Below are 17195 nucleotides of genomic sequence, written 5' to 3' on the forward strand. Positions count from 1 at the left end.
CCTAACGCTCCAGCAGGCGCTTCGCGATCTCCACGTTTCCCTGCTCCAGCTCCCGCAGCTTTCGGACCGCCACCGCCTGGGCCTCTTTGTCCCCGGCCTGGGCGGCGGCATGGTCAATCATGGCGTTCAGGGTTTCCTGGGTCAGGTCCTTTAGGTCCGCGAAGTTCTCCTGCCCGATATACCGCAGGAAGGAGGAGACCTTGGGGTCGTACACCACCCCCGCCAGGGGGATGCCCTGCCCGGCGGCGAAAATCAGGGCGTGGAGCCGCATGGACACCACCGCCTCCATCCGGGACAAGGCCCCGATGATGGTCCCGGCGGCCCCGGCGTCGTCCAGGAAGTAATGGGGCGTGTCCCCCAGGCACTCCGCCGCCTCCCGGGCGGCGGCGGGGTCCTGGCCCTTCTCCACCGCCGTAAAGACGGGGGTGAGGCCGTAGCGTTCCCAGGCGTACCGGGCGGCGGCCCCAAAGAGGGGGGCCTTCTCCGAAAAGCCCGGCCAGGGCCGGAGGGCGAAGCAGATCAGCCGCTCCCCCCGGGGCGGGATGCCCGCCCGGAGGAGCACGCTGTCCGTCTTTTCCTCCGCCGCCGGGGCAAGGGTCAGGGCCGGGTCCGCCGTCAGCTTGATTTCCGGCCTGTCCACCCCCATGGATTTCAGTTCCTCCAGGGAGTCCGGCTCCCGGAGGGTAATCACGTCCACGTTCCGGTTCAGCACCTTGGCCGCCAGCTTCCGGTGATTCTCCCGCTTGACGGGGCCGATGCCGCAGCCGTACATCTGGACCTTGCAGCCCGCCCATTTGGCGGCCCGGATGTTCATGAGGTAGAACCAGAGGGAGCGGCGGGAGGTCACGTCCTGGATGAGGCTTCCGCCGCCGTTGATATAGAGCCTTGCCTGTTTCATGGCCCCCAGCCAGCCGGAAAGGTCCATCCGGCTGACGGAGCGGACCCGGTAGGAAAGGCGGGTGGCCTTGGGATTTTTGGAGATAACCGTCACGGGCATGTCCGGGTCGATGGACCGCATCTCTTCCAGGATGGCCTCCAAAATCGCGTCGTCCCCGGCGTTGCCCCGGCCATAGGCCCCGCAGATCACCACGCCGTCCCGCTCCCGCCTGGGCCGGGCGTGGCGGCGGAGAATTTCCCCGTAGATATGGAGCTGGGTGTCCACGGTCTTTTCAATGGAGAACTGGGCGGAGGCCTTTTCAAAGAGCTTTTCCCCCATCTCCCGCCGCAAGGCCCCGTCGGTTCCCAGGGCCGCCAGGCGCTTGCCCAGGGTCATGAAGTCCCGGGGGGTGAACAGATAGCCGTTGACCCCGTCGTCAATGAGGTAGGGGATGCCCCCCACGGCGGTGGAGATGGTGGCGAGGTGGAACCGGGCCCCCTCCGTCAGGGCGTAGGAAAAGGTCTCGGACAGGCTGGTCAGGACATTGATATCCAGCGCGCTGTAAAAGCGGTCCATGCCGCCGCTGATCCACCCGGCGAAGGTGACCTGCCGCTCCACCCCCAGTTCCCGGGCCAAATTCCCCAGCTTCTCCCGCTCCTCGCCGTCTCCGGCGATTACCAAACGTAGTTTGCCGCAGGTTTTATACGCCTCGGCAAAGCCCCGGATGAGGGTGGACATGTCCTTCACCGGGTTCAGCCGGGCGGCGATGCCCACCACCACGGAATCCGCCTCCACCTCGGCCCCCAGGGAGCGGAGGTAGGGAAGCCGGTCCCCCTGGTCCGGCGCGGGGGTAAAGTCGATGCCGTTATAGATGGCGTAGAAGCGGTCCGCCGGGAAGCCCCGGGAGATGAGCAGGTCCACCATGGCGTCGGAGACGCCCACGCGGTAGTCCAGCCGCCGCAGGGCCCAGGTGTTGATGACCCCGAAGGTGCACCGGGCCAGGGGGCGGCCCATGTAGTCGATTTTATAATCGCTGTGGATGGTGGTGACCACCGGAAGGCCCGTGAGCCGGCGGAGGAGGGCGCCGATCATATTGGCCCGGGAGCCGTGGCAGTGGATGAGCTGGAAGCCCTCCCGGCGGATATACTCCGCCAGCTGGCGGCGGATTTTAAAAATGTGGTTGCCGCCGCAAATCATGGTCGGGATGCCCAGGGAACGGGCCTCCCCGGCGAAGGGGCCGTCCCGGAAGCAGACCAGCTGGGCGGTGATGGTCTTGTTCAGGTTCTGGAGGAGGCTCAGCACATGGGTCTTGGCCCCGCCGGAGTCCCCGCCGCTGATGAGATGAATGACCTTCATGGCAAATATCCCCTTGTGATTTTGTGAAAGGTATTATATAATATTTTCCGGGCCTTGTCCATAAGGCTCCATCAATCTAAAGAAGACGGGCCCGGGGCCCGCCGCGGAGGTCTGGCATGGAACAAAAGAAATCATTCAAGATTGGGAAATTCAACATCATCGACATCATCGCCGTGGCTTTGATTTTGGCGGTAGTCCTTTACGGAGCTGTGCGCGTCCTGAACCGGGGCGGGACCATTGAGGTGCCCACCATGGAGATTACCTACGTGGTCCGGGTGCAGAACGTGGCCGCGGAGCTGTACGAAAATTCCAAGGAAAATCTTCCCTCCCCGCTGATGGCCTCCGGGGCCCGGCTGAACGGGCGCATCGAGTCCGTGGAGGCCACCCCCTGGCTGGAGCTGGGGCCCGACGGGGAGTGGCACGAGGACCCGGACCATGTGAACCTCTATTTTACCTGCACCGCCACGGTGCCCAAGGAGGAGGTTATGACCACGAAGGTCGGGGAGCAGGAGGTCCGGATCGGAAAGACGGACTATATCATGAAAAGCGAGACGGTGGAGTTCCAAAACGGAACGGTCGTCGATGTGACCTGGGGCTGACCTACTTTTTCTTGTAAGAAAAAGTAGGCAAAAAGAACTTTCGCTCGCTCTGGCTGTCTGGTGGGAAACCGGGCCGGAGCGACGGCAACGCAGAATTGCGGGGAGGGAACATCCGATGAAGAAAGTATTTGCGCTTCTGGTTTTGCTGGTCCTGCTGGCGGGGTGCTCCGCCGGGGCGGCTCCGGTTATGTACATTCAGCCCGCGGAGCTGAACGAGGAGGAGGAGGCCGTTGCCAAGCTCCTGGGGGCGGACACGGACCAGCACCTTTTTGACGTGGTGCTGGACGGGGCGGCGAAAACCGTCCGCGTCAACACCTATGTGCTGGAGGACGGCAAATGGGAGCTCGTCACCGGCGGCGGGGGCATGTCCCTGAAAGCGGGAGAGAAGAAGGGCCGCATGGCCTTCGGCTTTGAGGACCTCCGGGGCGAGTATCGGGAGGCCGTGCAGTTTGGGAAGGATTTCACAGCGGTGAAGTACGGCTCTTCGGAGGAGATCGACGACCCCGAGGGCATGGGCCGGACGGCCAGCTTCCTGGCTGGCCGCACGGAGATCGTCTACGAGAGAGAGATTCCCATCGCCATCCAGATCAACACGACGAAGAACCAGGTCTTGTCCTACGACCCGGAGTACTTTTTCCAGCCGGAGGAGTATGAGAAGCTGGGCTATGAGCATGTGTATGCTTTGACGGTGATGTTCAGCCAGGAACCTCTTTCCTGAGAAATTGAAACCCCGGCGGGCCTTGAGGATGGTCCGCCGGGGTTTTGTGTGTTCTATGGAAAGCGCCATGTTCCCGGGAAATGGCCTGACCAGGGGGTCAGGCCCCACAAAGATAGTGCTTGCTCCTTTTCAGGCGGCATCTGTCTTGCGGTACCCCTGTACAGCTATTTGTTGGCTATGGAAAATGGGTTCTAGAGGACTTTCCTCAAAGTGGGACAGGCTTTGACCGGGTACCAAGGCTTCCCTGTGGGGCCTGACCCCCTGGTCAGGCCATTCCCTCAGTGTCCGCCTTTTTCCCGGCGGACATTTACAGCATACACTTCCCCCGGGCCATATATTTCCCCTCCGGCTGGGAGGGGAGCACATTCCCGCTCTCCACCGCCAGCCGGCCCCGGAGCCACACCTGCCGGATGCCGCCGTCGGTGGCGAAGCCCTCATAGGGGCTGTACCCGGCGGCAGACTCGCAGTCCGACCCCCGGATGACGTGCCCGCCGCTGGGGTCGTAGACCACGATATCCGCGTCCGCCCCGGGCTGGAGGGTCCCCTTCCGGGGGAAGAGGCCGTACAGCTTCGCCGGGTTCTCGCTGAGGACGCGGCACATCTGGGCCACGCTCAGCTTCCGCTTGGCAACGCCCAGGGACCACATCAGCTCCCCCCGGGTCTCCACCCCGGGAAGGCCGCCGGGAATCTTGGTGAAATCCTCCCGGCCCATCTCCTTCTGCTCCAGGGTGAAGGAGCAGTGGTCCGTGGAGACGGTCTGAATCTCCCCCCGGCGCAGGGCCTTCCACAGCGCGTCCGCCTCCTTCTTCTCCCGCAGGGGCGGGGCGCAGACGTACCGGGCCGCGTCGGTGAAATTCTCCTGGTAATACAGGCTCTCGTCCAGGGCCAGGTAGTGGGGGCAGGTCTCCACGTACACCGTCTGGCCCCGCTTCCGGGCCCGGAGGACCTCGCCCAGCGCCTCGCCGTTGGTGAGGTGGACGATGATCACCGGGGCCTGGGCCGCCTGGGCAATGCGCAGAAGCCGCCCCACCGCCTCCGCCTCCAGATAGGGCGGGCGGGTCTGGGGGTGGCTGGCGGGGGAGAGCTCCCCCAGGGCCTTTTTCTCCGCGATCATGCCGTCGATGACCCCGGCGTTTTCACAGTGGACGCCGCAGATTCCCCCCAGCGTTTTCAGCTCCTTCAGCGCCCAGTAGAGGTCCCGGTCCCCCAGCAGCATGGCGGGGTAGGTCATGTACAGCTTGAAGGAGGAAATGCCCTGGGCGAACATCTCCGGCAGCTCCGCCCGGACGCCCTCGTTCCAGTCGTCAATGGTCATATGGAAGCCGTAGTCGCAGAAGGTCTTCCCCACGGCCTTCTCCCGCCAGCGTTCTAAGCCCGAGGCCAGGGACTCCCCCTTGTTGGGGCAGGCGAAGTCAATGACGGTGGTGGTGCCTCCCCGGAGGGCCGCCCGGCTTCCCGAGGCGAAGCCGTCGGCGGTGACGGTGCCCGCCACCTCCAGGTCGAAGTGGGTGTGGGCGTCGATGAAGCCGGGGAAGAGGACGCAGCCCGTCACGTCGATGATCCGCTCCGCCTCCGCCTTGAGCCCCCGGCCCAGGGAGGCCACTTTTTCTCCCTCCACCAGCAAATCCGCCCGCCGGACGCCCTTGCCGGAAGCCACGCTGCCGCCCTTGAAGAGTGTGCGCATTTGGTGTCCCTCCGTTCTTTCTTTGTTGATGGAACCAGTATAGCACAGTTCCCGCCGGATTTCCAGCGGAGGAGGGGGGATGAAAAAAATTTCCCGCTTCTGGAAACTTTGCGCTTTCTATTTGGAAAAACTGTGGTATAATGGCACCAGGAAGGGCGGAGGCCAATCCGCCCCTGAAAGAAGAGGAGGTAACAGAATGCAGACTAAGAAGTTCCTGTCCCTGCTGCTGGCCCTGGCCATGATGTTCTCTTTGAGCGTCACCGCCTCCGCCGCGGAGGAGGAAGGCAAGAGCCTGGAAGGCTCCATCGTCATCCTCCACACCAACGACGTCCACGGCGGCATCGCCGGATACGCCAAGGTGGCCGCCTTGAAGGCCGAATACCAGGCCAAGGGCGCTTACACCCTGCTGCTGGACGCGGGCGACTACATCCAGGGCGACCCCACCGTCAGCGTCAGCCAGGGCAAAACCGCCATCGAGCTGATGAACCTGGCGGGCTATGACGCGGCCACCATCGGAAACCACGAATTCGACTACGGCTACGCCAACTTCAAGGAAATCACCAAGGACGCCAAATTCCCCGTGGTGGCCGCCAACGTGCTGGTCAACGGAAAGGCCGAAAACACCCATGTGATTTTCGGCGAGGAGGGCGGCAGGAAAATCGGCGTCTTCGGCCTGAGCACCCCCGAGACCGCCACCAAGGCCCACCCCGCCAAGATTCAGGGCGTGACCTTCCCCGCGGGCAAGGACATGTTCGCCATCGCCCAGGCCGAGGTCAAGGCCCTGGAGGACGAGGGCTGCGACTACATCGTGTGCCTGGGCCACCTGGGCATTGACGACGAGTCCAAGGGCAACCGCTCCATCGACCTGATGGACGCCGTAGAGGGCATCGACCTCTTCATCGACGGCCATTCCCACTCCACCCTGGAGGAAGTCAAGGAAGCCGCCGGGGACAAGCCCATCACCTCCACCGGCACGAAGCTGGCCAACGTGGGCGTGGTGACCATCTCCGCCGAGGGCGAAATCGCCATGGAAAACGTCTCCGCCGAGGGACTGGCGGAGGACAAGGACATCGCCGCCCGGGCCGCCGCCATCCAAAAGCAGATTGACGACGACTACGGCGCCGCCTTTGCCAAGACCGAAGTCCTGCTCAACGGCGACAAGGACCCCGGCAACCGCACGGAAGAGACCAACCTGGGCGACCTCATCACCGACGCCCTGGTCTGGGGCGCCAAGAAAAACGGCGAGGAAGTGGACGCGGCCGTCACCAACGGCGGCGGCATCCGGGCCCCCATCGCGGCGGGCGACATCACGAAAAAAGATGTCAACACCGTCCTGCCCTTCGGCAACACCCTGAGCATCGTCAAGGTCACCGGCGCGGAGCTGCTGGAGGCCCTGGAAGCCTCCACCCACTGCACCCCCACCGCCATCGGCGGCTTCCCCCAGGTCAGCGGCATCGAGTTCACCGTGGACACCGCCAAGGAGTTTGACGCGGGGGACCTGTATCCCGGCTCCACCTACCACAAGCCCGCCTCCATCAACCGGGTCGCCATCGCCTCCGTGGGCGGCAAGGACTTTGACGAAAAGGCCACCTACTCCATCGCCACCAACGACTTCATGGCCGCCGGCGGCGACACCTACTACGCCTTCGCCTCCGCCAAGACCAACTATGATCTGGGCCTGCCCATGGACGAGGTCCTGATGGACTACATCAAGGAGGAGCTGGGCGGCGCCGTCACCGCCGAGGCCTATGGCGAGCCCGCCGGTCGCATCACCGTTCTTGAGGTCACGGTAGCCACCCCCGTGGAAGAGCCCGCCGCTGAAGCCCCCGCCGAGGAGCCTGCCCCTGTGGAAGAGCCCGCCCCCGAGCCGGAGCCCGCTCCTGTTGAGGAACCCGCTCCCGCCCCCACCGTGGCAGAGGGCGACTATGTGGTCAAGTCCGGCGACTGCCTGTGGAGCATCGCCCAGGAAGCCTACGGCACCGGCCGCCAGTGGCAGGTCATCTACAACGCCAACAAGGACGCCATTAAGAACCCCAACGACCTGCGGGTCGGCCAGGTCCTGGTGATTCCCGCGGCGTAAGCCTTTGGAAACCCAATTTCCCGCCTCTGATAAAAAGGACGCTCAGAGCAAAAGCTCTGAGCGTCCTTTTATCTGCCAATCAGCTTCCCCAGCAGGGGCTCAAAATCCACCCCTTCCCGAAGGGAAAGGTCCTGCTCCACCGTCCGCACGGCACAATCGTGGATGAACTCCACCGCCAGCGCCGCCGCGTCCCGGAGGGAATCCCCCCGCAGCAGCGCACCGGTAAGGACGCTGGCAAACACGTCCCCGGTGCCGTGGAGGGGATGGGCCACAAACTCCGTTTGAACCGCCTCCGCCCTCCCGGTCCGGGCGTCGAAGCACATGGCCCCGGTCTGCCCCGGGGACAGCGCCGCCCCGGTGAGGGCCACGGAGCGCCTTCCCCCCAGGCTCAGCTCCTCCGCAAGACGCCGGAGGGCCCCCTCGTCGTGAAGGGCCCGGCCTCCGTCCAGGAGGTCCCCATAGTCCCGGTTCAGCAAAAAGGCGGCCTCCGTGAGGTTGGGGGTAATCACGTCCGCCAGCTCCGCCAGATGGGCCATCCCGGCGCACATGGCGGGGGTGTAGGTCTGATAGGGCTTTCCGTCGTCCCCCATAACCGGGTCCACCACCACCAGGGTGTCCGGCCCCCGGAAGGTTTGGATGAAATCCGCCACAATGCCAATCTGCCGTTCGCTGCCCAAAAAGCCGCTGTAGATGGCGTCGAACCGGAGGTTTAGGGACTTCCAGTGCTCCGCCACCTTGGGCAGCTCCTCCGTCATGTCCAGGAAGGTGAAGCCGGTGAAGCCCCCGGTGTGGGTGGAGAGGAAGGCAGTGGGCAGGGGGCAGCACTGGACGCCCATGACGGAGAGGATGGGGATGACCTCGGTGAGGGAGCAGCGGCCAAAGCCGGAGAGGTCGTGAATGACGGCGGCGCGGGGTGTCGGCATAGGGAGGCCCTCTTTTCGTTGTTGTGATGGGGGTATTTTACAACGGAACGGGGAAAAGCGCAAGGGCAAAAAAGGGACTGGACGGGAGCGGGGGGGTGTGGTATAATCAATCACGGTTTTCTGCGCGCCTGTGATGGAATTGGTAGACATGCGAGATTTAGGTTCTCGTGCTTTCAGCGTGTGGGTTCGAGTCCCTTCAGGCGCACCAGCTCAGGAATTCCCCTTACCGCTTCGCTTCCCGCCCCTTCGGGGCGGAAAGCGCAGCCGGACGGGGAATTCCTTCGCTTTCCCCCGCGATTCGCTCCGCTGGATTCGCGGGTGATTTTTTTACGGGGGACGGGGGAAAACGATTAGGCCTTGTTTGAAAATTGGCGGAATGCCGGACTGGGGCAGATTTTTTTGCCAGGCAAGGCGATTTGACGCGGGAATCCTGACGGATTTCAAGTCAAATCAACGCAGTCCTGGCGGAAAAAGATGCCCAAAGACGGCGTTTTGCCACGTTTCAAACAAGGCCCAAAACATCCACGCGTTTTACGCCGTAATAGCGAAACAGTGCCAGGGCCTCCGGCCCAATCCGCTCCCCGGACACGGCGATGGGCACCGCCGGGGGACAGCTCACCGTGGGCGCGCCGCAGACCCGGCCCAGGCTCTCCTCCGCCGGGACGGACTCTTGGGGGGCGAACAGGGCCTCCCGGATGGACAGGACCCGCTCTCCCTTTGCCAGGGGCAGGGAAACCGCCGGGGCGGCGGGGGCCCGGTTTGCCCCCAGGGCGGCGGGAACGCGGGCAAGGTCCTCCGGGGTGTTTTCCGGCGTGGTCATGAGGACCAGGAAGTCCCGGTCCGCGTACTCGCATTCCGCGCCGCCCCGGCGGAGGCGGTCCGCCAGGTCCAGCCCCGTCAGGCCCGAAGGGGCCCGGAGGGTCAGGCGGAGAGGGTCGGAGGGTTCAACCTGCCAGCCGTTGGCGGAAAGGGTCTTCCCCAGGGCCGCCAGGCGGCGGACGGCCTCCGCCAGCCGGGCGGGGTAATTTTCTGATAGATAGCGGCTGCACAGGTCCAGGGACGCCAGGGTCAGGTAGGACGGGCTGGTGGACCCGAAGAGGGCCAGGGCCGCCCGGGCGTTCTCCCGAAACGCCGCCGGGGCGGTTTTGGAGATATGCAGATACGCCCCGCCAGTGAGGACCGGCAGGGTCTTGTGGGCGGAATCGCAGGCGAGGTCCGCCCCCAGGTCCAGGGGGTGGCGGGAGGGGGAGAGGAAGCGCAGATAGGCCCCGTGGGCGTTGTCCGCCAGAAGCGGGGTTTTATAACGGCGGCAGACCTCCGCCAGGGCAGGAATGTCCGCCATGTTCCCCAGATAGTCCGGGCTGGTGATATACACGGCGGCGGGGGGCGCGTCCAGGGCGGAGAGGGCCCGGTCCAACCCCTCCGCGGCGACGGGACAGGCGCAGAGGGAGCTTGTCCCCTCCTCCGGCCAGAGCCAAAGGGGCTCGAAGTCCAGCAGGGCGGCGGCGTGGATGAAGGATTTGTGGACATTCCGGGCGGCGGCGATGACCGGCGGGGTCCCCGCCGGTCGGTTCTGGAGGGCCAGGTGCAGCATGGCCTTGATGCACTGGCTGGAGCCCTCCGTGGAGTAGAACGTGGCCCCGGAGCCGAAGAGGGCGGAGGCGTTGGCCTCGCTTTCGGCGATGATGCCCGCCGCCTCGTAGAGGGAGTCCGCCCCGGAAATCTCCGTCAGGTCCCAGGCCTCGCAGCCCAAGGGGCCCCGGCCCTTGTGCCCCGGCATGTGGAGCCGGGCCGTGCCGGAGGCGGCGTAGGCCCGGAGGAAGTCCGCCAGGGGGGTGGTCATGCCTCCGCCTCTTCCGCCAGGGCAGCCTGGAGCATGATGGCGCACTCCATCCGCTTGCGGAAGAGCTCACAGCCCGCCTCGTAGATTCCCCGGATGGAGCCGGAGGCGTGGTAGGCGTTGGCGGCGCAGCCGCCGGAGCAGTAGAGCCTGGCCCAGCAGTCCGCGCACGCGGGGCGGGCGTAGGCGTTGCAGGAGCGGAACTCCTCCCGCAAAGCGGTATTCGTCACGCCCTTCCACACGTCCCCCAGCTTGTACGCCTCCTCTCCCACGAACTGGTGGCAGGGGTACAGGTCCCCCCAGGGGGTGACGGCCATGTACTCCGTGCCGGAGCCGCAGCCGGAGACCCGCTTATAGACGCAGGGGCCCCCGGTGAGGTCCAGCATGTAGTGGTAGAAGGTGATGGGGCGGCCCTCCTTGTGCCGTTTCAGCATTTCCCTGGCCAGCAGCTCGTACTGATCCTTGACCACCTCCAGGTCCTCCGCCGTCAGGGCCGCCGGGTCCCCCGGGGCGCAGACCACCGGCTCCATGGAAAGCTCGGTAAAGCCCAGATCCGCCATATGGAAGAGGTCCTTCGTGAAGTCGGGATTCCGGTGGGTGAAGGTGCCCCGCATGTAGTACCGGCTTCCCCCCCGGGCCTTCACCAGCTCCTGGAACTTGGGGACGACGCGGTCATAGCTGCCGTTTCCGGCGTAGTCCACCCGAAGGGCGTCGTGAATCTCCTTCCGCCCGTCCAGGGAGAGGACCACGTTGTCCATCTCCCGGTTGGCAAAGTCGATGACGTCTTCGTCAATGAGCATCCCGTTGGTGGTGAGGGTGAAGCGGAAGCGCTTGTGATGGGGTCCCTCCTGGGTCCGGGCATAGGCCACCAGGTCCTTCACCACCTGCCAGTTCATCAGCGGCTCGCCGCCGAAGAAGTCCACCTCCAGGTTCGTCCGGGTTCCGGAGTGGGCGATGAGGAAGTCCAGGGCCTGCTTTCCCACCTCGAAGCTCATGAGGGCCCGGTCCCCGTGGTACTTCCCCTGGCTTGCGAAGCAGTAGGAGCAGTTCAAATTGCAGGTGTGGGCCACATGAAGGCAGAGGGCCTTCACCACGCCGCCGGAGCGCTCCTTGAAGGTCCCGGCGATGTCCGAAAAGGTGTCGGGGGTGTAGAGCTGCCCGGATTTTACCAGGGACTCCACGTCGGCCAGGCACTCCCGGATCTCCGCCTCCGTCGCATCGGGGCGGTCCCGGTAGGTTTCCAGCAGGGTTTGGACAATCTCCTCCGGCGTATGGTCCGGGTAGAGGGCGATCAGGTCATAGGCCACCTCGTCCACCACGTGGACGCCGCCGGAGCAAGTGTCCAGGACGAGGTTATAGCCGTTCAGCTTGTATTGATGTACCATGTGTTCCTCCCAAGCCGCCCGGAGGGGGCGGCGGTCTTGTTGACAGGAAAAGCGCCGCCTCACCGGGCGGCGCTTCGGCTGTTTACTTCTGCTCGCACTTCTGGTTGGCGACGCCGCAGGAGGTCTTGCAGGCGGACTGGCAGGAGGTCTGGCACTCGCCGCAGCCGCCCTTCTTGGCGCTCTCGCAGAGGCTGCGGGTCTCCAGGGTCTTGATTCTCTTCATGATCGTTACTCCCATCTGATTGAATTTGAAGCGCTCCGCTTTTGGAAAAAGCGGCCTTTTATCTCCGACAGTTTAGCATAGGACCGCCGGAAAGTCAAGAGGAAGGGGAACCTTTGCCGCCTTTGCCGCCCCGCAGCAGGCACAGCGTCCCCCCGGCGAAGACGCACAGGTCCGCCAGGTTAAAAACATAGCGGTTCAGGGGCCTTGGGGCCCGGGGGAAATGGAGGTAGTCATAGACCCGGCCCTCCGTCAGGCGTTCCTGGAGATTGCTGAGCCCCCCGCCCAGCATCAGCCCCGTCCCCAGGGGACAGCGCTTCCGCCACCCCCACAGCAGCCCCAGGGCTGCCGCCGAGGCCAGGGGCAGGGCCTCCGCCGGGATGGGCAGGGAAAAGGCCGCCCCCTCGTTCCACAGGGGCTTTCGCCGGACCCGGCCCCCCAGATAGTCCCTCTCGGGCCGGCCGGGACGGTCCAGGTACCGCCGGGCGGCGGCGCAGCCGGAATACGCGGCCAGCGCGGTCAGCAGCGTCCGCATGGTCATTCCTCCTTTCGCTTTTCCGCCTGTTCCATGGCGGCCCGGAGGGCCCCGTGGCCCCGGCGGTTGTTTTGGGCCAGGATTCGGGCGATCTGGCCCTGAACCGCCTCCACCTCCTCCCGGAAGGCGGCGGCGGAAACCCGGAGGGCCCCGTGGCCCAGGATGATCAGCTGCTCCGGCCCGTCGGAGGTGGCCACCCGGACCCGGTGGCGCTTCCCCAGCTCATAGGTGGCCCGCTCGATGTAGGCGTCCGCCGTCTCCGCCTCCTTGGTGTAGACCACATGGATGCTGTGGTACTTCTCCACGGACCCCTGGCCCCCCCGGACCTTATAGGCGTCAAAGACGGCGATGACCTCGCATTTCCGGTAACCCTGGTAGTTGCAAAGAAGGTCGCACAGGGCCTTCCGGGCCGCGTCCAGGCTCTCCCGGGCCATGGCCTCCAGCTCGTCCCAGGCGAAGATGATGTTGTACCCGTCCACCAGCAGATACTCCGGCCCCGCGGGCTGGCGGGAGACGCTCCGGCGCTCCGGCGCGTCGGATGAGACGGGACGGCGGGGGGCCTTGGGGGGCAGGAAGTCCCGGCGCTTCACCGCGCCGTAGGTCCGCTCGAAAATGGCCTGGAGCTCCTTGTCCTGCTCGATGGTCCCGGCGTAGGCGGCGCTCCGCCGGGCTTCCGGCTCCCGGGCCTCCTCCGGCGGGGGAGCGCCGAGGCGGACGCCGCTGTCCACGTGGGCCTGGGCGGGCACGTCGCTCCACTTCACCGTGTAGCCCGCGCCGTGGGCGCAAAAGACGGAGTCCGGCGTGTTCTCCACGTCCCGCTCCGGGTCATAGCCCAGGGCCTCCACGACCGTTTCCGGATCTCCGCAGGGCCGGTACCCGGCGGGGCGGAGGCTCAAGCGGCCCTGTCCCCGGGTGTAGGCCGCCAGCTCCTTGGCATAGTCCCCCATGGCGGCTACCGGGGCCTGGCCGGTGAGGACAGCCTCCTCCCCCAGGGCCTCCGGCGGCTCCGCCTCGCCGCCCAGCTGCTGGACGTCGTTCAGCGCCCGGCCCAGCTGGGCGGCGGGCAGCTCCAGGCGGAAGGCGTACCAGGGCTCCAAAAGGATACTCTCCGCGCTCATGAGCCCCTGGCGCACCGCCCGGTAGGTGGCCTGGCGGAAGTCGCCTCCCTCGGTGTGCTTTTCGTGGGCCCGGCCCGCCGTGAGGGTAATTTTCATATCCGTGATGGGTGAGCCGGTTAGGACCCCCAGGTGGGGCTTTTCCCATAGGTGGGTCAAAACAAGGCGCTGCCAGTGGCCGTCCAGCTGGTCCTCCGGGCAGACCGCGGCAAAGCGGAGGCCCGTCCCCCGGGGCAGGGGCTCCAGGAGCAAATGGACCTCGGCATAGTGCCGCAGGGGCTCGAAGTGGCCCACGCCCTCCACGGGGGCGGCGATGGTCTCCCGGTACACCACCCGCCCCGCGCCGAATTGGGCCTCGATGCCGAAGCGCTCCCGGAGGCGGCGCTGCAAAATCTCCGTCTGGACCTCTCCCATCAGCTGGACCCGGACGGCTCCGGCGGCCCAGGAGACCCGGAGCTGGGGGTCCTCCTCCTCCAAGAGCCGCAGGGCTTTCAAGGCGGCGGAGGGGTCCGCCTCCGTCTGCATCTGATAGGCCAGCACCGGCTCCAGGGCCGGGACGGTCCAGGCGGTTTCATGGCCCAGCCCCTGGCCGGGGAGGGCCCGGCTCAGGCCCGTAACCGCCACCACCGTTCCGGCGGGGGCGCTGTCCACGGGCTGGAACTTCTCCCCGGAGTAGAGGCGGAGCTGGTCCGCCTTTTCCTCCCAGACCTCTTCCTCCGGGGTGTCGGGGCGGCGGTTGGTGAGGAGGTCCTTGGCCCGGAGCGCCCCGCCGGTGACCTTCATCCAGGTGAGGCGCGCCCCCCGGGCGTCCCGGGAGACCTTGAACACCCGGGCCCCGAAGGCCGCCGGATAGGCCCGCAGGGGCGCGTGGCGGCGGAGGGCCTCCAGCAGGGCCTCCACCCCCTCCAGCTTCAGGGCCGAGCCGAAGAGGCAGGGGAACAGCTTCCGCCGCCGGACAAGGTCCGTCAGGTCCTCCTCCGCCAGCTCCCCGGTCTCCAGATACCGCTCCAGCAGGGCCTCGTCGCAGACGGCGGCCTCCTCCGCCAAAGCCTCCGGCGGCAGGGAAAAATCCGCGCAGCCGCTGTCCAGCCGGGCCTTCAGCTCCGCCAGAAGGGCTTCCCGGTCCGTGCCCGCCAGGTCCATCTTGTTGATAAAGAGGAATGTGGGCACGGCGTACCGCTCCAGCAGCCGCCAGAGGGTCCGGGTGTGGGCCTGGACCCCGTCGGAACCGCTGACCACCAAAACCGCGCAGTCCAGGACCTGGAGGACCCGCTCCGCCTCGGCGGAGAAATCCACATGGCCCGGGGTGTCCAGCAGCGTGACGGCCAGGTCCCCCAGGGAGAACTCCGCCTGCTTGGAGAAGATGGTGATGCCCCGCTCCCGCTCCATCTCGTCGGTGTCCAGAAAGGCGTCCCGGTGGTCCACCCGGCCCAGGCGGCGGATGGCCCCGCTCCGGTACAGCAGAGCCTCGGAGAGGGTGGTTTTTCCGGCGTCCACATGAGCCAGGACGCCCAGGACCAGCTTGTTCATGGAAGCACCTCCGACAAAAGGTTTTGCGCCGGACCGGGGCCCTATCCGGCGCGGAACAGGACCGCCAGCAATCCGTAGATCACCGGCTGGTGGAGCATGTAAATGAGAAGGGAGCGGCGGCCCATGGCGGTGACCAGGGGAAGCGGCCGGATCTCCCGGGCCTCCTCCGGCCGGAGGCGAAAGAGGAAGTACCCCGTCAGAAAGAGGAAGAACCAGGGCAGGATGGAAAAGTAATCCGTAGAAAAGAAATCCGCCGGAGGGAAGCCCGCGAAGGCCGTGCACAGATTCCGTTCCCCATCCCAGAAGCGGAAAAACCGGGCCCCCTCAAAGCCCAGATATCCGGCGTTCACGTCCCGGAACACCAGAAACAAAAGGAAGCTCCCCGCCAGCCCCGCCCGGGGCGGAACCCGCCGGAGAAGGCCCTGGAAGCCGTTTGCCAGCAGCATGGAAGATCCCAGCAGGGTCAGCACGCCGAACAGCACCAGGTTTTCCGGCATAAAAAACCACGTTGCGGCGGTAATGAGAGCTCCGCAGAAAAACACCGTCAGCCCCCGCCGGAGCTGATGGCGGCCCAGGGCGAAGCAGTAGCCGGAGAGGAGGATGAAGGTCCAGCAGATGCTCTGCTGCCAGACGTGGGCGGCGAAGCCGTGGTACCAGGGCCAGTCCATGCCGAATAGATAAACAAGGTCCCAGCAGGCGTGGTAGAGGATCATGCTGACAAGGGCGCAGCCCCGGATGGTGTCTAACACTTGATAGCGGCGGCGTTCCATGGAGCGGCCTCCTTTCTGGAGTGGGAAAAAGGGGGAGCGCCGCTCCCCCTTTGGGTCCTTAATAGGCCACGCCCCAGTAAATATCGGTCTTGCAGGGCTTGCCGCACACGGGGCACACGCCCTCCGTTCCGCTCTGCTTCAGGGGCATGCAGCGGGAGCTGACCCCCGCCCGCTCCTTCATGGCCAGCTCGCATTCCAAGGAGCCGCACCACTTGGACCGCAGGAAGCCGCCCTTCCCCTCGGCAATGGCCTTGGCCTCCTCGGGAGAGGCGATGTCGAAGGTGTTGTCCTCCCGGTTTTGGAGCGCCTGCGCATACATGTTGTCATGGACCTCGTCCAGGAGCTTTTTCACCGTCTCCTCCAGCTCCGCCAGGGGGACCGTCACCTTCTCGCCGGTGTCCCGGCGGGCCACCACGCACTGCTCCTTCTCCATGTCCTTGGGGCCGATCTCCACCCGGAGGGGCACGCCCTTCATCTCGTATTCCGCGAACTTCCAGCCGGGGGAGTTGTCGGAATCGTCCATCTTGGAGCGGATGCCGGCGGTTTTCAGCCGGTCCCGGAGGGCCGCCGCCGCGTCCAGCACGCCGGGCTTGTGGGCCGCCACGGGGATGACCACCGCCTGGATGGGGGCCACCCGGGGGGGCAGCACCAGGCCGTTGTCGTCTCCGTGGGTCATGATGATGCCGCCGATCATCCGGGTGGAGACGCCCCAGCTGGTCTGGTGGGGGTGGTGGAGCTGGTTGTCCTTCCCGGTGTAGGTAATGCCGAAGGCCTTGGCGAAGCCGTCCCCGAAATAGTGGCTGGTGCCCGCCTGGAGGGCCTTGTGGTCGTGCATCATGCACTCCACGGTGTAGGTTTCCTCGGCCCCCTTGAATTTCTCCTTGTCCGTCTTCCGGCCCCGGAGGACGGGCATGGCCAGGAAGTTCTCCATGAAGTCCGCGTAGACGTTCAGCATCCGCATCGTCTCCTCCCGGGCCTCCGCCTCGTCCGCGTGCATGGTGTGGCCCTCCTGCCAGAGGAACTCCCGGTGGCGGAGGAAGGGGCGGGAGGTCTTCTCCCACCGCAGGACGCTGCACCACTGGTTATAGAGCTTGGGAAGGTCCCGCCAGGAGTGGATGATATTGGCGTAATGCTCGCAAAAGAGCGTCTCGGAGGTGGGGCGGACGCAGAGGCGGTCCTCCAGCTTCTCGCTGCCGCCCATGGTAATCCAGGCGCACTCCGGGGCGAAGCCCTCCACATGGTCCTTCTCCTTCTGGAGCAGGGACTCGGGGATCAGCACCGGGAGATAGACGTTCTCGTGGCCCGTCTCCTTGAAGCGGCGGTCCAGCTCGCCCTGGATGTTCTCCCAGATGGCGTAGCCGTAGGGCCGGTAGATGAACATGCCCTTGACGGAGGTGTAGTCGATGAGCTCCGCCTTTTTGCAGACGTCGGTGTACCACTGGGCAAAGTCCGCGTCCCGGGCGGTGATGGCGTCCACTTGTCTTTTATCCGTAGCCATAGCGTTTTCGTTCCTTTCCTATTTAGGGTCCTAAAATAACGAGTTTATTTTATCCGCCCAGGACG

At 65.6% G+C, this 17195-nt stretch carries 13 protein-coding genes and 1 tRNA gene; 4 read left to right on the top strand and 10 right to left on the bottom strand.

Annotated features, from left to right (window positions below):
- Nucleotide 1 precedes the first annotated feature (1 nt).
- Nucleotides 2–2233, bottom strand: a complete 2232-nt coding sequence (gene csaB / locus Q1M04_RS00590) for a polysaccharide pyruvyl transferase CsaB (protein WP_297996613.1) — start codon at nucleotides 2231–2233, stop codon at nucleotides 2–4.
- A gap of 116 nt (nucleotides 2234–2349) precedes the next feature.
- Here csaB and Q1M04_RS00595 point away from each other — a divergent pair, with 116 nt between their 5' ends.
- Nucleotides 2350–2832: a DUF4330 domain-containing protein gene (locus Q1M04_RS00595; protein WP_297996611.1), complete on the top strand. Its 483-nt coding sequence runs from the start codon at nucleotides 2350–2352 to the stop codon at nucleotides 2830–2832.
- A 115-nt stretch (nucleotides 2833–2947) separates the two neighbouring features.
- Complete coding sequence (locus tag Q1M04_RS00600) at nucleotides 2948–3550, top strand: lipoprotein (protein ID WP_297294786.1); 603 nt, start codon at nucleotides 2948–2950, stop codon at nucleotides 3548–3550.
- Between the two features lie 307 nt (nucleotides 3551–3857).
- On the opposite strand, the gene hydA is transcribed toward Q1M04_RS00600, so the two are convergent.
- Nucleotides 3858–5234, bottom strand: a complete 1377-nt coding sequence (gene hydA / locus Q1M04_RS00605; RefSeq protein ID WP_297996608.1) for a dihydropyrimidinase — start codon at nucleotides 5232–5234, stop codon at nucleotides 3858–3860.
- Between the two features lie 196 nt (nucleotides 5235–5430).
- On the opposite strand from hydA, the gene Q1M04_RS00610 reads away from it, so the two are divergent.
- A complete protein-coding gene (locus Q1M04_RS00610) occupies nucleotides 5431–7314 on the top strand; it encodes a 5'-nucleotidase C-terminal domain-containing protein (RefSeq protein ID WP_297996606.1) in 1884 nt (627 codons plus the stop codon).
- Nucleotides 7315–7382: 68 nt separating this feature from the next.
- Here the strand turns inward: Q1M04_RS00610 and Q1M04_RS00615 are convergent, their stop codons facing one another.
- Nucleotides 7383–8237, bottom strand: coding sequence for a pyridoxamine kinase (locus tag Q1M04_RS00615; protein ID WP_297996604.1), 855 nt, complete (start codon nucleotides 8235–8237; stop codon nucleotides 7383–7385).
- Between the two features lie 124 nt (nucleotides 8238–8361).
- Between Q1M04_RS00615 and Q1M04_RS00620 the strand changes: the two genes are divergently transcribed.
- Nucleotides 8362–8445, top strand: a tRNA-Leu gene (locus tag Q1M04_RS00620).
- Between the two features lie 294 nt (nucleotides 8446–8739).
- Here the strand turns inward: Q1M04_RS00620 and Q1M04_RS00625 are convergent.
- The 7 genes from Q1M04_RS00625 to proS form a co-directional block, all read right to left on the bottom strand.
- Nucleotides 8740–10080 carry an amino acid decarboxylase gene (locus tag Q1M04_RS00625; protein WP_297996602.1) on the bottom strand — a complete coding sequence of 447 codons (1341 nt, stop codon included), beginning with the start codon at nucleotides 10078–10080 and terminating at the stop codon, nucleotides 8740–8742.
- On the bottom strand, nucleotides 10077–11462 hold the full coding sequence (scfB, locus tag Q1M04_RS00630; protein ID WP_297996600.1) for a thioether cross-link-forming SCIFF peptide maturase: 1386 nt from the start codon (nucleotides 11460–11462) through the stop codon (nucleotides 10077–10079). Before scfB ends, Q1M04_RS00625 begins: the two co-directional genes overlap by 4 nt.
- An 82-nt stretch (nucleotides 11463–11544) precedes the next feature.
- Complete coding sequence (scfA, locus tag Q1M04_RS00635) at nucleotides 11545–11685, bottom strand: six-cysteine ranthipeptide SCIFF (RefSeq protein WP_204791920.1); 141 nt, start codon at nucleotides 11683–11685, stop codon at nucleotides 11545–11547.
- A gap of 94 nt (nucleotides 11686–11779) precedes the next feature.
- Nucleotides 11780–12217 carry a signal peptidase II gene (locus Q1M04_RS00640; RefSeq protein WP_297996598.1) on the bottom strand — a complete coding sequence of 146 codons (438 nt, stop codon included), beginning with the start codon at nucleotides 12215–12217 and terminating at the stop codon, nucleotides 11780–11782.
- 2 nt (nucleotides 12218–12219) lie between these two features.
- Nucleotides 12220–14862, bottom strand: coding sequence for a translation factor GTPase family protein (locus tag Q1M04_RS00645; RefSeq protein ID WP_297996597.1), 2643 nt, complete (start codon nucleotides 14860–14862; stop codon nucleotides 12220–12222).
- A 41-nt stretch (nucleotides 14863–14903) separates the two neighbouring features.
- Complete coding sequence (locus Q1M04_RS00650) at nucleotides 14904–15632, bottom strand: heparan-alpha-glucosaminide N-acetyltransferase (protein WP_297996595.1); 729 nt, start codon at nucleotides 15630–15632, stop codon at nucleotides 14904–14906.
- Between the two features lie 58 nt (nucleotides 15633–15690).
- Nucleotides 15691–17130, bottom strand: coding sequence for a proline--tRNA ligase (proS, locus tag Q1M04_RS00655; RefSeq protein WP_297301297.1), 1440 nt, complete (start codon nucleotides 17128–17130; stop codon nucleotides 15691–15693).
- Between the last annotated feature and the right edge of the window lie 65 nt (nucleotides 17131–17195).

It is taken from the genome of uncultured Oscillibacter sp. (assembly GCF_950073225.1).
In the GTDB taxonomy this organism is placed as follows: Bacteria; Bacillota; Clostridia; order Oscillospirales; family Oscillospiraceae; genus Oscillibacter.

Bases quoted from the DNA above. Each gene is read 5' to 3' on its own strand.
- csaB (WP_297996613.1), bottom strand. From the start codon at position 2,233: ATGAAGGTCATTCATCTCATCAGCGGCGGGGACTCCGGCGGGGCCAAG.
- Q1M04_RS00595 (WP_297996611.1), top strand. From the start codon at position 2,350: ATGGAACAAAAGAAATCATTCAAGATTGGGAAATTCAACATCATCGAC.
- Q1M04_RS00600 (WP_297294786.1), top strand. From the start codon at position 2,948: ATGAAGAAAGTATTTGCGCTTCTGGTTTTGCTGGTCCTGCTGGCGGGG.
- hydA (WP_297996608.1), bottom strand. From the start codon at position 5,234: ATGCGCACACTCTTCAAGGGCGGCAGCGTGGCTTCCGGCAAGGGCGTC.
- Q1M04_RS00610 (WP_297996606.1), top strand. From the start codon at position 5,431: ATGCAGACTAAGAAGTTCCTGTCCCTGCTGCTGGCCCTGGCCATGATG.
- Q1M04_RS00615 (WP_297996604.1), bottom strand. From the start codon at position 8,237: ATGCCGACACCCCGCGCCGCCGTCATTCACGACCTCTCCGGCTTTGGC.
- Q1M04_RS00625 (WP_297996602.1), bottom strand. From the start codon at position 10,080: ATGACCACCCCCCTGGCGGACTTCCTCCGGGCCTACGCCGCCTCCGGC.
- scfB (WP_297996600.1), bottom strand. From the start codon at position 11,462: ATGGTACATCAATACAAGCTGAACGGCTATAACCTCGTCCTGGACACT.
- scfA (WP_204791920.1), bottom strand. From the start codon at position 11,685: ATGAAGAGAATCAAGACCCTGGAGACCCGCAGCCTCTGCGAGAGCGCC.
- Q1M04_RS00640 (WP_297996598.1), bottom strand. From the start codon at position 12,217: ATGCGGACGCTGCTGACCGCGCTGGCCGCGTATTCCGGCTGCGCCGCC.
- Q1M04_RS00645 (WP_297996597.1), bottom strand. From the start codon at position 14,862: ATGAACAAGCTGGTCCTGGGCGTCCTGGCTCATGTGGACGCCGGAAAA.
- Q1M04_RS00650 (WP_297996595.1), bottom strand. From the start codon at position 15,632: ATGGAACGCCGCCGCTATCAAGTGTTAGACACCATCCGGGGCTGCGCC.
- proS (WP_297301297.1), bottom strand. From the start codon at position 17,130: ATGGCTACGGATAAAAGACAAGTGGACGCCATCACCGCCCGGGACGCG.